General features: G+C 58.7%; 13 protein-coding genes. 9 read left to right on the top strand and 4 right to left on the bottom strand.

The genetic code is table 11. The features are described 5' to 3' along the window. Nucleotide 1: 1 nt before the first annotated feature. From CO666_RS24210 to repA, 4 genes are all read right to left on the bottom strand, one after another. On the bottom strand, nucleotides 2-1,369 hold the full coding sequence (locus CO666_RS24210; protein ID WP_097614698.1) for a hypothetical protein: 1,368 nt from the start codon (nucleotides 1,367-1,369) through the stop codon (nucleotides 2-4). A 338-nt stretch (nucleotides 1,370-1,707) separates the two neighbouring features. Next, a complete protein-coding gene (repC, locus tag CO666_RS24205; protein ID WP_097614697.1) occupies nucleotides 1,708-2,925 on the bottom strand; it encodes a plasmid replication protein RepC in 1,218 nt (405 codons plus the stop codon). Between the two features lie 173 nt (nucleotides 2,926-3,098). After that, the gene (repB, locus tag CO666_RS24200) at nucleotides 3,099-4,058 is read right to left on the bottom strand and encodes a plasmid partitioning protein RepB (RefSeq protein ID WP_097614696.1); all 960 of its coding nucleotides are present in this window, start codon (nucleotides 4,056-4,058) and stop codon (nucleotides 3,099-3,101) included. A gap of 123 nt (nucleotides 4,059-4,181) precedes the next feature. Next, complete coding sequence (repA, locus tag CO666_RS24195) at nucleotides 4,182-5,378, bottom strand: plasmid partitioning protein RepA (RefSeq protein ID WP_097614695.1); 1,197 nt, start codon at nucleotides 5,376-5,378, stop codon at nucleotides 4,182-4,184. Between the two features lie 380 nt (nucleotides 5,379-5,758). Between repA and traI the strand changes: the two genes are divergently transcribed. The 9 genes from traI to CO666_RS24150 form a co-directional block, all read left to right on the top strand. Further along, nucleotides 5,759-6,382 (top strand): acyl-homoserine-lactone synthase, encoded by a 624-nt coding sequence (gene traI, locus CO666_RS24190; protein WP_126910758.1) that lies wholly within the window; start codon nucleotides 5,759-5,761, stop codon nucleotides 6,380-6,382. Nucleotides 6,383-6,392: 10 nt separating this feature from the next. After that, entirely contained in the window at nucleotides 6,393-7,370 is a 978-nt protein-coding gene (gene trbB, locus CO666_RS24185) for a P-type conjugative transfer ATPase TrbB (protein ID WP_097614694.1), read from the top strand. Then, nucleotides 7,360-7,743, top strand: a complete 384-nt coding sequence (locus tag CO666_RS24180) for a TrbC/VirB2 family protein (protein ID WP_097614693.1) — start codon at nucleotides 7,360-7,362, stop codon at nucleotides 7,741-7,743. The genes trbB and CO666_RS24180 overlap by 11 nt, the downstream gene beginning before the upstream one ends. Continuing rightward, nucleotides 7,736-8,035, top strand: a complete 300-nt coding sequence (locus tag CO666_RS24175; RefSeq protein ID WP_097614692.1) for a conjugal transfer protein TrbD — start codon at nucleotides 7,736-7,738, stop codon at nucleotides 8,033-8,035. The genes CO666_RS24180 and CO666_RS24175 overlap by 8 nt, the downstream gene beginning before the upstream one ends. 10 nt (nucleotides 8,036-8,045) lie before the next feature. Next, nucleotides 8,046-10,496, top strand: a complete 2,451-nt coding sequence (locus CO666_RS24170; protein ID WP_097614691.1) for a conjugal transfer protein TrbE — start codon at nucleotides 8,046-8,048, stop codon at nucleotides 10,494-10,496. Continuing rightward, the gene (trbJ, locus tag CO666_RS24165) at nucleotides 10,474-11,274 is read left to right on the top strand and encodes a P-type conjugative transfer protein TrbJ (protein WP_097614690.1); all 801 of its coding nucleotides are present in this window, start codon (nucleotides 10,474-10,476) and stop codon (nucleotides 11,272-11,274) included. The genes CO666_RS24170 and trbJ overlap by 23 nt, the downstream gene beginning before the upstream one ends. After that, entirely contained in the window at nucleotides 11,271-11,471 is a 201-nt protein-coding gene (gene trbK, locus CO666_RS24160; RefSeq protein ID WP_097614689.1) for an entry exclusion protein TrbK, read from the top strand. Before trbJ ends, trbK begins: the two co-directional genes overlap by 4 nt. Continuing rightward, the gene (gene trbL / locus CO666_RS24155) at nucleotides 11,465-12,646 is read left to right on the top strand and encodes a P-type conjugative transfer protein TrbL (RefSeq protein WP_097614688.1); all 1,182 of its coding nucleotides are present in this window, start codon (nucleotides 11,465-11,467) and stop codon (nucleotides 12,644-12,646) included. Before trbK ends, trbL begins: the two co-directional genes overlap by 7 nt. A gap of 20 nt (nucleotides 12,647-12,666) precedes the next feature. Next, nucleotides 12,667-13,127, top strand: a 461-nt coding sequence (locus tag CO666_RS24150) for a VirB8/TrbF family protein (protein ID WP_097614687.1), incomplete at its 3' end; no start/stop codon positions are given.

The following is a 13,127-nucleotide window of genomic DNA, read 5'->3' as shown; positions in this document are numbered from 1 at the left end:
TTCAATCTCCGAGCCCGTTCCAGATGTCTTCATAGCTCGCTTTTTGCTCAGGCGCTCGTCGGAAACCAAGCGCTTCAAGATAATCAAGTCCTCGTTGGGGGACACGTCCGCCGATCTCGATCAATACCAGCCTCGTTGCAAGCAAGTCTTGAACATCCACCCATGCTGAACCTCGCTCGGCGGTCGGAGCGCCAATGGCGCAGAGCGCAGCGCCGATTGATGAATGTCGATTCCGTGGCTGGATCAGCACCTTTCCCAAGAAGGTGGCCAAATCAACCGACGAATCATCGTAGCGCACGTTACATTTCGATTCCGTCAAAGCTTCAATCGATCGGCCGCGGTTGAGCCGGCGAACCTCCCGCAAAAGCGTATGGCCGGGAACCACCGCCATAGGACGGCTGTGGACATCTCTCGGATAAATAAGGTAGTAGCCATCCCGATTTTCAGCGGTCAAAGCCCTGATTTGATGGTTCCGCCCAAAACCTTTCGCATGGCGATGAATGTTGGTTACAAATGGTGTGTCCTCCAATTCCATCTTGCCTTGAACAACGGCGGCACTGACAATGGAATCTCCGTCCTCCAACCCCAGATAAGCAACAATGATGAAGTCGGCCCCGGTGTTCGGCTCGACAACCACTTTTTCCGTTTCCAGGACGCCAATCTCGATCGGATACTCAGAATCGTATCCGAGAGCCCGCGCCAGGCCCCTGCCCTCGCGTTGGGCCGTCGACTTCAAGGACGCAACCACGTCCGCATTAAAGATCGGCTCATCGGGAGCGGCCGGCAGTTGATTGATAACGTCATGTTCCGCCTTGTGCCCCAGCCAGTACAGGATGGCGGCGGCGTGAGGGGTCCAGGACGGGAGCTTTCTCGCCTTGTCGAGACATTGGCGCATCAGATCAGCAGGGGTCGCTCCATGCGGCTCGATTTCAAACCAGCGCCCGATCGTGGACGTGATCGCAGCACTCGGGCGGAATGAAAACAGGGCACGCTGGGATCTGAAGCGCGATTGTTCGATAGATTGAACCATGTGCTCAAATTCATTTTCGCGCACCTGCCAACGCCGCGGAATATCTTGGGCGAGTTTGAGCGCCTCGCTAAAATGCCGACGCCAGATTTTGGAAGAGATCTGACCGAGCATCGACTTGCTGGTCTCAGTGAGGCTGTCGTGAAGTCCATTGCCGACGCCCCAGCTGAGAAGCTCTTTCGAAAGGCTGGACAACACGTCGCCGAACTTTTCAATCTCTTCCGTCGTCTCAACGCCAGCTGCCGATTTCGGCCAGCGTTCCCGGCGTTTTGCCTCCTTCAGCTTTAGCGCATTGAGTCGTCGTTCATTCTCAACCAGCTCGAAAACGTCATCCACCTGCATCTGATCCTCCGGTTGCGGTTTTTCTATATGGGTTGCAAAAGGGTTGCCACCCGAAGCGTCCGGTCCTTCAAAAGATCGTCAATCAACGTTTAATCCGAACGTACCTTGCGCAAGCCGTCATTGCGTCTCAATTGCGCAACTAAGCCAGGGCATTGAACAAGACTTACCAGAAGATCACAGCGAGCACTGCGGCCCTAAATTAGGTCGTTGATTTTCTCGACGGGCTGTCATCGCCAGCGCACTAGAATAGTGCGTTACGGTCGGTCGCCTAAAGTTGCCAGCCGGAAACTTTTCAGGTTTACGTCGGAATATCAACAACTTGAACCTCGGCAACGTACTTATGCCGACGCTCGCACCGGCCTGGAGTTCGCCCTTAGAAGCGCAAAAAGCATAGGCCCGAGCGAAAACTCGCCGCGCCGCGCCTTCGCGGTCAGATCTCGCAGATAGCCTCCAGCCGAGTTGATATGGCCCGCCCGCTCGTAAATGCAGGCGATTGCGATCGCTGCAGCCGCTTGGCCCATCACCTCACAGGCGTCTTCGTAGGCCGACGGACTCACACCAAGCATAGACCGGATAGTGACCGCGGCCGACATCATCTCCCGCCAGCTTCCAATTGATCCGCCTGGCCCAAAACTTCCAATTTCAGGGCAGGCGCGTAGCACCATTGACAACGGGAAAGCCTCCGGTTCGCCTTTCCGCTCCGTTCGCTTGGTTGGCACTGACTTCTCGCCCTGCTTCTTTTCGAAGCGAGGTTCAAGTTCATTGCAAGATTCGGTATTTGAATTCTGTATGTGGCATCCGAATGCGATGTCATTGCCATCGTTTTTTTCGATTTTTTCTTGTGTTTCCAGCATCCTGGAGACCTCTTCATGCAGGAGGCTCATCTCATCGAGGCTTGCGATCAAATCCGGCAATGTCGGTCGACGTGCAAACCTTCCCACAATCTCAATGAAGCAGGCCTCCGCAGCCGCCCAATCGCCAGCCAGCTTCTCTTCCATTCCCACAGTGATGAGCTTGCGGACATCCCGTCTGACGATCGTGAGGCGGTCCTTCGCAATACGGAACCGACGCTGCTCGGCAGCAACATCCTGCGCCAGGGCAGCAAACTCGCTCGCCCGCGCGATGAGAGGTGCAAGGCTGAAACCGTACGCGTCCTCGATGTCACCCTCATCGCCCTTTCGAGCATAGCGCTTGCCGTTGGGACTATCCTTGCGGATGATGATGCCGGCCTCCACAAGCATCCCAAGGCACTTGCGTAGCGTCGTCCCGGCGATCCCGTTTGCCCGTGCCGATAGCTGGGCGTTCGAAGGAAAGACAATCAGGTTCTTCTCGCTGCTCAGCTCGACAGCAGGGAAGAATGACAGGAGCGCGTTCAAGACCGCAAGTGCCCGATCCTGGAGGCCAAGACGCGAGCGGGCGTCACCTACGTCGCGAAACACGCGCCATTTGTCGACGGAGCTTGCCGCTGCGGCCTGCTCCGTCGTCACCTGACGCCTCACCATGGCAAGCGTCATCGGCCGCCGCCCAAAAGGCGTCGTTATATATCCCGTTTCCATGTTCCTCACCTTTCACAAGGCAAAGAAAAGGCTACGCCGGTGTGGCGTTGACTCTTGACTGTGATTCCGGGAAGTGCGATTCTCTAAGCGACCAAACTGAGAGAGGCCTTCTGGAACACTGTTTCGGAGGGCTTTTTCTTTGCTCTATCGATCCTTTCCTAGTCGCGATTCACCTACTGCTTCGTCTTTTTGAACGAAGCGTAGATTTCGGGGAGAACCGACATCAGGTAGTCGCCAAACTCCGGCGCGGCCTTTTTGTCGATCATCAATGTGAGTGTTCGTTTGTCCTGACGGAAACTCGCGGCCTTAACGCCATCGTCCGCTTGCCAAATTTCAGCTTGGGGCTTTTCTTTCTTCCGTTGCTTTGGCGTGGCGGCGGCGAAGACGCGGGCGAAACGCTCATCCGACGTCAGCGATTTGACGGAGGCTTCTGAGAGCAACGCGCGAGCCTTAACAAGCGCTCCCTCGCTACCCAGCCGCGTCGCAAGCTCATACCAGCGGTCACGGCCCGTCTTTGGCGCGGCGCCGATTGCTCGGATCACGTCTGCTGGCAATTGCGTTGCCGCCTGGATGAGGCGAGAAAGATTGCTCTTATCGACAGCGAGAGCGGCCATGATAACCGTGCGCTGAAAGCCATTCGCTTCGAGTTCAGCGGCGTATAAGGCTCGCTCGATGAACGAGAGATCCTGACGAGCGCTATTTTCCTGACCTTGGGCGAGCACCAACTCGTCGTCGGTCAAATTCCGGATTGCTGCTTTGATCTGGAGTCCAGCTGCTTTGACCGCACGCAAGCGCCTGCGGCCATAGGCGATCTGATACCGCCCTTCGATCAAGGGGTGCGGTCGCACTAGGATCGGAACTTGCTGACCGTTCTCTCGAATGTTGCGAGCGAATTCCTCAAACTGTTCGCCGTCCTCATCGAGGCGATCCGTCACTGATGGCGCGTCGATCAAATCCGGATCAAGCTCGGTGAGCGATTGGGACTTCAGGAGCTCAATCGATCTCGAAACGGCGCCAATCGCGCCTCGCGGCGCATACTGGGGAGTGGGACTATCGAGGCCTGCCGCATTCTCTGAGTTTCCGGCTGGCAACTTTTGTGGCGCAAGGTCTGAAAGAAGATGCTTCCTAGCCATTTGCCGCTCCTCTTTTGTCCGCGTCAAACGCGAGCTCAATGGGCGTTTTTTGATCGACTTGCAGAAAGTTTCCGGCTGGCAACTTTTCTACCGGCAAGCAATTTTTAGAGCACGACGCGGGCATCATTTACGCCTCCATGAGGATTGTATGAGCTGCTCGATCTCGTTGTTGACGTTGTCGAGCGACTCCATCGCTCGGTCGTAAGTCGCCCGAGTGAACTGATCGCGACTGACCTCATAAAGCGTCTGCTTGGTGATGCCGGCGTCCGAAATTGCCGTGCTCTTTAGCATAGGGTGGTTCAGAACATGGTCACCGAACATCGTTCGCATGAACGAGACCATCTGGTTTTGCGGACCATCGCCGGGCTCGTAGCGCGTTACGAGGTAGCGCATCCAATCGTAGTTCATGCTCCCGCCGGCATCTGCAACGACACTGAGCAGCTCGGACGTCATGAGAAGAAACTGGCACATCGACATGACGTCGAGCATCTGGGGATGAACGGTGACGAGCACGGCTGTGGCAGCACAAAGCGCCGAGATCGTCAGAAAGCCAAGCTGGGGAGGGCAGTCCACGACGACGACGTCATAGTCGTCCGCCACCGATGCGATCGCGTCATCCATGCGTGTGAAAAAGATGTTTTTGCGATCATTCGAGCCAAGCACCTTCGCGGTATCGTGCTCGAACTCCATCAGCTCGAGATTGCCGGGAACCAAGTCGAGGTTCGTGAAGTACGTCTTCTTGATGACGTCCTTCAGCGGCCGGCGTTCCTCGTCGTATCTCACGGCGCCGTAGAGGGTCTCGTTGTCCTTGACGTCGAACTCCGGTTGAAAACCGTGAAGCGCGGACATGCTCGCCTGGGGGTCGAGATCAATCGCCAGCACCCGATAACCGTTGAGCGCGAGGTATTGAGCGAGGTGAGCTGCCGTCGTTGTCTTTCCGGATCCGCCCTTGAAATTGACCGCAGTGATGACCTGCAGGTGCTCTCGTCCACCGCGCCGGGGTGAATAGCGCCGGTCGCCCTTGCCGTTTTCGTCCAGATACTCGCGAAGAGCCTGGATGGTTTCCACTGAGTACGAGCGACGACCGTTGGCGCCCACCTCAGGCTGCGGCCCCTTGCCATCAAGTGAGAGATGTCGAAGGTATCCGTCATTCACGCCGATGAGCTTAGCGGCTTCTGTTGATGAGAAGGACCGCAGCGTCTTGCGAGCTTCCGGCGGGTACAGCTTTACGCGATGCTCGTGCAACGCGCCTGACAGATCTCGCGCGTGAGCCGCTATCAGTTTATGAATAGCCTTCTGAAGCTTGGCGGGATTCTCCACGACGTCCTCTCGTACACACGGAAATTTTCGTAAACACAGCGTTTTACCGTGGATAGGACACCCGATTCCACTGAGCTTTGCAAGAAATTTAAAGTTAACGGACTATTAACGGCGCAATCGAAAAGCGCACCCCGAAAAAAGCTTTTTGCAACATTTACTGATAGTTAAGGGCCTCAACGCGCCGATTTGTTCGCTGTATGATCTACTGTGAATCCTACAACGCCCGCCTGACGCACCGATGTCGAACACAGGAATTTCGCGACCCGCAACGGGGAGCAAGCTCCGCGACTCACCTCGAACCAGTTTGTAGGATCCTACAACTGCCCGCCCATCCAGATCTGTGCTGATTTCTCCGCCGTCTAACAACGACGGAGAAATACATGCGGGTTCTCGCCCTCTCAACGGCCCAGACGATCCAAGAGGCGCACCTCCTCCACACACACTACCAGCTTCGGGCGCGGGTCTTTTCCGATCGCCTGGGTTGGGAAGTCGACGTGACGGCGGGATGTGAGTCGGATAGTTTCGACGCGCTTCGACCAACCTATGTTCTCGCCGTCGCAGAGACCGGCCAACTGGCCGGGTGCGCGAGGCTCCTGCCTACGCTTGGTCCGACAATGGTGGCAGATGTTTTCCCGTCGCTTCTCCCCGGCGGTCAACTCAACGGCCATGCCGCGATGATCGAGAGTTCTCGCTTCTGCGTCGATACGACCCTCGGAGAGGGTAGGGGAGACGGCGCGGTGCATGAGGCGACCCTGACCATGTTCGCAGGCATCATAGAGTGGTGCGTGGCGAACGGCTTCACGGAGATCGTCACGGTGACCGACCTGCGCTTTGAGCGAATTCTCGCGCGCGTTGGATGGCCATTGCAGCGGTTAGGCGAACCCAAGAAGATCGGTGTGACGATGGCCGTGGCGGGCATCCTGCCTGCCGATGACGGCACGTTCCAGCAGCTCCGACCCTCCAACTACCACTCCCAAATCACCCCTCTCAGCCAGGCAGCGTAAGGAGAAATCCGTGAACCAGCTTCGCTCTCATCCCCGGCTTGTCCGCAAACTTCAGGAAGCGCTCGGTGACCAGCTCTGCGTGGCGCTGGACGATGCAACAGTCGTCGAGATCATGCTCAATCCGGATGGAAAGCTATTCATCGAACGCCTCGGACATGGCGTTGCGCCCGCTGGCGAAATGTCCTCGGCCGCAGCCGAAATGGTGATCGGCACGGTAGCGCACGCGCTTCAGTCCGAAGTCGACACCGAACAGCCGATCATTTCTGGCGAGTTGCCGATCGGCGGTCACCGCTTCGAGGGACTGTTGCCTCCCGTGGTCGCCAGGCCTGCTTTCACGATCCGGCGCAGGGCATCACGCCTCATTCCGCTCGAAGACTACGTCCGGACCGGCGTGATGACCGAATTTCAGGCCGCGACGATCCGCAGCGCGATTTCCGCGAGGCTCAATATCATCATTTCCGGGGGAACGGGCTCGGGCAAGACGACGCTTGCGAATGCCGTGATCGACGAGATCGTCAAATCCGCCCCGGACGATCGCCTCGTCATTCTCGAGGACACCGCCGAAATCCAATGCACTGCCGAGAACGCCGTTCTCCTCCATACCAGCGATACCGTCGACATGGCGCGGCTCTTGAAGAGCACCATGCGACTGCGTCCCGACAGGATCGTCGTCGGCGAAGTCCGGGACGGCGCCGCCCTGACGTTGCTCAAGGCCTGGAACACCGGTCATCCCGGTGGCGTGGCGACCATTCACTCGAACACGGCCATGTCGGCGCTGCGCCGTCTTGAACAGCTGACGGCTGAGGCAAGCCAGCAACCGATGCACGAGGTGATCGGAGAGGCCGTGGACCTGATCATCTCGATCGAACGGACGTCGCGCGGACGGCGGGTTCGCGACGTCATCCAGGTCGAGCGGTTCGTCAATGGCCAATACGAGACCGAATCCGATCAGCTCACGGAAGAACAGGAGACGCGCCATGTCGCGTAAGCATGCCCTCATCGCCATCGCGCTCCTTGCGGCGCCCATCGTATTTGCCTCGGTCGCCCCCGCGCTCGCCACTTCTGGCGGCAGTCTTCCATGGGAAGGACCGTTGCAGCAAATCCAGGAGTCGATCACCGGCCCGGTTGCGGGCGCAATCGCACTTGCAGCAGTCGCCATCGCTGGCGGCATGCTCATCTTCGGCGGTGAGCTGAACGATTTCGCCCGGCGGCTTGTCTATGTCGTTCTCGTCGCCGGCATCCTGCTCGGCGCCACCAACATCGTCGGCCTGTTCGGCGCAACCGGCGCCTCGATAGGGCTGACAGACGAGCATGTCACGTCAATTGGCTCGAACGGAAGAGGAGAGGGCATTCATGGCTGAGTCCCTCGCCGACCTGCGGCGTAACCGCATCCACCGCGCACTTTCGCGACCGAACCTGCTGATGGGCGCCGACAGGGAACTGGTGCTGCTAACCGGTCTCGCTGCCGTCATCCTGATCTTCGTGGTGTTGACCGTTTATTCAGCGCTCTTCGGGATCGCCGTCTGGATCGTGATCGTCGGGCTTCTCAGGATGATGGCGAAGTCCGACCCGTTCATGCGGCAGGTCTATATCAGGCACATTTCCTACAAGCCCACCTACAAGGCGACCACGTCGCCGTGGCGCCGGTATTGAGGAGACGACCATGGTAGCTCTCAAGCGGTTCCGGGTGACCGGCCCATCCTTTGCCGATCTCGTTCCCTATGCCGGCCTTGTCGACAATGGTGTCCTTCTCTTGAAGGACGGCAGCCTGATGGCCGGCTGGTATTTCGCCGGTCCGGATTCTGAAAGTGCGACCGACCTCGAGCGCAACGAACTGTCGAGGCAGATCAACACCATTCTGTCGCGGCTTGGAAGCGGTTGGATGATCCAGGTCGACGCCATCCGCATTCCGACGGTCGACTATCCATCAAAAGAGCGTTGCCATTTCCCCGACCCGGTCACCCGCGCAATCGATGCCGAGCGTCGGGCGCATTTTGCCCGCGAGCAGGGGCATTTCGAGAGCAAGCATGCGCTGATCCTGACCTACCGGCCGCTTGAATCCAAGAAAACTGCGCTCAGCAAATACATCTATTCGGACGAGGAGAGCCGGAAGAAATCCTACGCCGACACGGTGCTCTTCGTGTTCAAGAACGCGGTGCGAGAGCTTGAGCAGTATTTTGCCAACACACTTTCGATCCGGCGAATGGAAACCCGAGAAACGGTCGAAAGGGGAGGGGAGCGAATTGCCCGATATGACGAACTGCTTCAGTTCGCCCGCTTCTGCATTACCGGCGAGAACCATCCAATCAGGCTTCCCGATGTTCCGATGTATCTCGACTGGATCGCCACGGCGGAGCTTGAACACGGACTGACGCCGAAGGTCGAAAATCGCTTTCTCGGCGTCGTCGCGATCGACGGTCTGCCGGCTGAAAGCTGGCCGGGCATTCTGAACAGTCTTGACCTGATGCCGCTCACCTATCGGTGGTCGTCACGTTTCATCTTCCTTGATGCCGAGGAGGCCCGACAGAAGCTCGAACGCACACGCAAGAAATGGCAGCAGAAGGTCCGGCCGTTCTTCGACCAGATATTTCAGACACAAAGTCGATCCGTCGACCAGGACGCGATGACCATGGTCGCCGAGACCGAGGACGCCATCGCGCAGGCCTCATCGCAGCTGGTTGCCTATGGATATTACACACCGGTCGTCGTGTTATTCGACAACGATCGCGAAGCCCTGCAGGAGAAGGCCGAAGCGATCCGGCGGCTGATCCAGGCGGAAGGCTTTGGGGCGCGGATCGAAACGCTGAACGCCACCGATGCCTATCTCGGCAGCTTGCCGGGAAACTGGTATTGCAACATCCGTGAGCCGCTGATCAACACCAGCAATCTCGCCGACTTGATTCCGCTGAACTCGGTCTGGGCCGGAAACCCAGTCGCGCCATGCCCCTTTTACCCGGCGAATTCCCCGCCCCTGATGCAGGTTGCGACCGGCTCGACAGCGTTCCGCCTAAACCTGCACGTCGATGACGTGGGTCATTGCCTTATCTTCGGGCCGACCGGTTCGGGCAAATCGACGCTGCTTGCCCTGATCGCCGCACAGTTTCGCCGGTACAAAAAAGCGCAGATCTTCGCCTTTGACAAAGGCAGTTCACTTCTGCCCCTGACGCTCGCAGCCGGTGGTGATCACTATGAGATCGGCGGCGACAATCCGGAAGAGGGGAGGGCCTTGGCCTTCTGCCCGCTCTCTGATCTCAAAAGTGATGCCGACCGGGCTTGGGCGACCGAGTGGATCGAGATGCTGGTCGGTCTGCAGGGCGTAACCATAACCCCCGATCATCGCAACGCCATTTCTCGGCAGATCGGGCTGATGGCGAGCGCCTCCGGCCGCTCGCTCTCGGATTTCGTCAGCGGCGTGCAGCTGCGCGAGATCAAGGACGCGCTGCATCACTACACCGTCGATGGCCCGATGGGCCAGCTCCTGGATGCGGAAGAGGACGGCCTCACACTCGGCGCCTTCCAGACCTTCGAGATCGAGCAGCTGATGAACATGGGTGAGCGCAATCTCGTGCCAGTGCTGACCTATCTGTTCCGACGGATCGAGAAGCGTTTGGATGGGTCGCCCAGCCTGATCGTCCTCGACGAGGCGTGGCTGATGCTTGGCCACCCGGTTTTCCGCAGCAAGATCAGGGAATGGCTCAAGGTGTTGCGCAAGGCGAATTGCGCGGTCGTTCTCGCGACCCAATCGATCTCTGATGCCGAACGGTCCGGGATTATCGACGTGCTGAAGGAATCCTGCCCGACCAAGATTTGCCTCCCGAATGGCGCCGCTCGCGAGCCGGGAACGCGGGAATTTTATGAGCGAATAGGGTTCAACGAGCGCCAGATCGAGATCGTCGCGAACGCAAGCCCCAAACGCGAATACTACGTCGCCACGCCGGAAGGCCGGCGGCTCTTCGACATGTCGCTTGGGCCGGTCGCGCTGAGCTTTGTCGGCGCGTCGGGCAAGGACGACCTCAAGCGCATCCGCGCGCTGAAATCCGAACATGGCCGCGACTGGCCGATCCACTGGCTTGAAACGAGAGGAGTTCACGATGCCGCATCGCTACTCAAATAGATGGATCGCCTGCTTGGCAGCGGCCGCGGCTCTCACGATCGGAGCTGCAGGCTCAGTGCAAGCCGGCACAGCCACCGGCGCCGCGACAGAATGGACGCAACTCGCCAACAATGCGCAACTCGTGGACCTCATGAAGAGCTCCGGCATCCAGGTCGACAATCAGTTGACGCAGATCAGCCAGCTTGCGGAGCAGATCCAGAATCAGCTCAAGATCTACGAGAACATGCTGCAAAACACCTCGCAGCTACCCGATCATGTCTGGGGGCAGGTCGAAAGCGATCTCAACCAGCTGCGCAGTATCGTCGACCAGGGTCAGAGTATCTCATTTTCGATGGGCAACGCTGACGACGTTCTTCAGCAGCGCTTTCAGAGCTACGCCGATCTCAAGACTAACTTGCCTGATAAAACGACGTTCTCCTCGACCTATCAATCCTGGTCGAACACCAACCGTGACACCATCGCCAGCTCGCTGAAAGCGGCGAGCCTCACGGCCGACCAGTTCGATAGCGAGGAAGACACGATGTCCTCGCTGCGGTCGATGTCCGAAACGGCGGACGGGCAGATGAAGGCTTTGCAGGTCGGGCACGAGATCGCCGCCCAGCAAGTCGCACAGATGCAGAAGCTTCGCGGTCTCGTCTCCCAACAGATGACGATGATGGGAACCTGGCTGCAGACGGAACAGACCGACAAGGACCTGGCGCAGGCCCGGCGGGAGAAATTCTTCAATGCCGAGGTCAAGAGCGTTCCGGAAGGTCAGAAAATGGAGCCGCGCTGGTGAGCCGCTCCGTCCTGATTGCCTTGGCGCTTGCTGTCGCCGCGGCATCCGCTGCGGCCACAGTGCTGATCGTCAAATCCAGCGACGGCGGAAAACCTGCGCTTACCGAGGAGCAGCGCTCAGCCCGGGAGAAGTTCTTCGGCTCGAATAAGGAGCTGCCGCCGATCAAGGATGGTCAGGAGATGCGCCCGAGATGGTGAAGCCCGCTGTCGCACGTTCACTCCTGATAACTGGTCTGTTCTTCCTCGCCTATGCTGCTCCCGCATTTGCGCAGGAGGGGCAGGTCCTCACGGAACTGGAAAACCAGGTCTCCTCCGCCGCGAAGGGCTGGGAGACCACCATCATGGATGCGGCGAAATCCCTGTTCTGGATCCTCGCAACGATCGAGATCGGCATTGCCGCCGTCTGGCTGGCGATTCAGTCAGCCTCGCTGGATAGCTGGTTTGCGGAGCTGGTGCGGCGGATCATGTTCGTCGGGTTCTTCGCATTCGTTCTGACCCAAGGTCCGACCTTTGCCCGGGCGGTGGTCGATAGTCTTTTCCAGATTGGTGCCGGCGGCGGTTCAGCCTCGCCCGCTGAAGTGTTCGATGCCGGCATCCGCGTCGCCTCGCAAATGTCGCAACAGGCGCAGTTCGGCGTATTCGAGGACAATACGCTGGCGATTGCCGCGGTGCTGGCAATGGGTGTCGTCGTCATCTGCTTTTCACTGGTTGCGGCGATTTTTGTTTCGGTGATGGTTGAGATGTATGTCGGCCTGCTCGCCGGCATGATCATGCTCGGCCTGGGCGGTTCCTCCTTCACCAAAGACTTTGCTGTTCGCTATCTTGTCTACGCCTTCGGCGTCGGCATGAAACTGATGGCGCTGGTGATGATCGCAAAGATTGGGTCACAGGTCCTATTGGGTCTGGCCAATGCTCCGACGGCATCCTCCGACCAGTTTGTCACCACCTTGGCCATCGCCGGTATTTCCGTCGTGGTCTTCATCATCGCCATGTATGTGCCGAACATTATCCAGGGTGTCGTGCAGGGTGCCTCCGTCACCGGTGGCATGGAAGCGATCCGCCACGGCGGACAGGCGGCGTCATTCGCCGCAGGCGCCGGCTTCCTCGCCGCCGGCGCTGCCGGCGCGGGTTTTGCGGCGGCCCAAGCCGCACGCGCCGGCGGTTCATCCGTCGCCGGTGCTGCCCTGCGGGGAATAGGCGCAAGCTTCAGTTCCGGCGCGCAAGCAGCCGGATCGGCCGTCAAGGAAAAGGCAATCGGCTCTCCCGGTGCCTATGCGGGGTCCATTCTTGGACTGGCCAACGCCAAGCTCGATGAACAGCGCAGCGGTCATAGCGGACCGAAGCCTCCTCCGGAACGCAACGACACACCGTAATCGAGACAAGGGAAGAATAAATGGCAGCGAACCGCGCCCCTGATAATCCGTATCTTGCCGCCCGTCAGGAATGGAACGAGCGCTACGGCACCTATGTGAAGGCTGCTTCCGCATGGCGGATCGTCGGCATTCTCGGCTTGGCGATGGCCGTCATCGGCTTCAGCTACGCGATGTACCTGAGCACGCAGGTCAAGCTCGTGCCTTATATCGTTGAGGTCGACAAGCTAGGGACGGCGGTCACGGCGGGCTTCCCGGAACAGATCGAATATGCCGATGTCCGCGTGGTTCGCGCCACACTCGGCAATTTCGTCACCAGCTTTCGCTCGATCACGCCGGATGCGGTGGTGCAGAAGCAATATATCGACCGCACCTATGCGCTTCTTCGCACCTCCGATCCGTCGACCGAGAAGGTCAACGCTTGGTTCCGAGGTAATTCACCGTTCGAAAAGGCGAAGTCTTCGACGATTGCGATTGAGGTAAA

Source organism: Rhizobium chutanense, from assembly GCF_002531935.1.
Lineage (GTDB): Bacteria > Pseudomonadota > Alphaproteobacteria > Rhizobiales > Rhizobiaceae > Rhizobium > Rhizobium chutanense.
Note: the sequence above shows the minus strand (reverse complement) of the source record. Positions and strands in the feature narration are given on the sequence as shown.

What these genes read in the sequence shown, in the direction of transcription:
- traI (WP_126910758.1), top strand. Translation starts at nt 5,759, where the DNA reads ATGCGGGTTCTCGCCCTCTCAACGGCCCAGACGATCCAAGAGGCGCAC.
- trbJ (WP_097614690.1), top strand. Translation starts at nt 10,474, where the DNA reads ATGCCGCATCGCTACTCAAATAGATGGATCGCCTGCTTGGCAGCGGCC.
- repB (WP_097614696.1), bottom strand. Translation starts at nt 4,058, where the DNA reads ATGGCTAGGAAGCATCTTCTTTCAGACCTTGCGCCACAAAAGTTGCCA.
- CO666_RS24210 (WP_097614698.1), bottom strand. Translation starts at nt 1,369, where the DNA reads ATGCAGGTGGATGACGTTTTCGAGCTGGTTGAGAATGAACGACGACTC.
- CO666_RS24180 (WP_097614693.1), top strand. Translation starts at nt 7,360, where the DNA reads ATGTCGCGTAAGCATGCCCTCATCGCCATCGCGCTCCTTGCGGCGCCC.
- CO666_RS24175 (WP_097614692.1), top strand. Translation starts at nt 7,736, where the DNA reads ATGGCTGAGTCCCTCGCCGACCTGCGGCGTAACCGCATCCACCGCGCA.
- trbL (WP_097614688.1), top strand. Translation starts at nt 11,465, where the DNA reads ATGGTGAAGCCCGCTGTCGCACGTTCACTCCTGATAACTGGTCTGTTC.
- repC (WP_097614697.1), bottom strand. Translation starts at nt 2,925, where the DNA reads ATGGAAACGGGATATATAACGACGCCTTTTGGGCGGCGGCCGATGACG.
- CO666_RS24170 (WP_097614691.1), top strand. Translation starts at nt 8,046, where the DNA reads ATGGTAGCTCTCAAGCGGTTCCGGGTGACCGGCCCATCCTTTGCCGAT.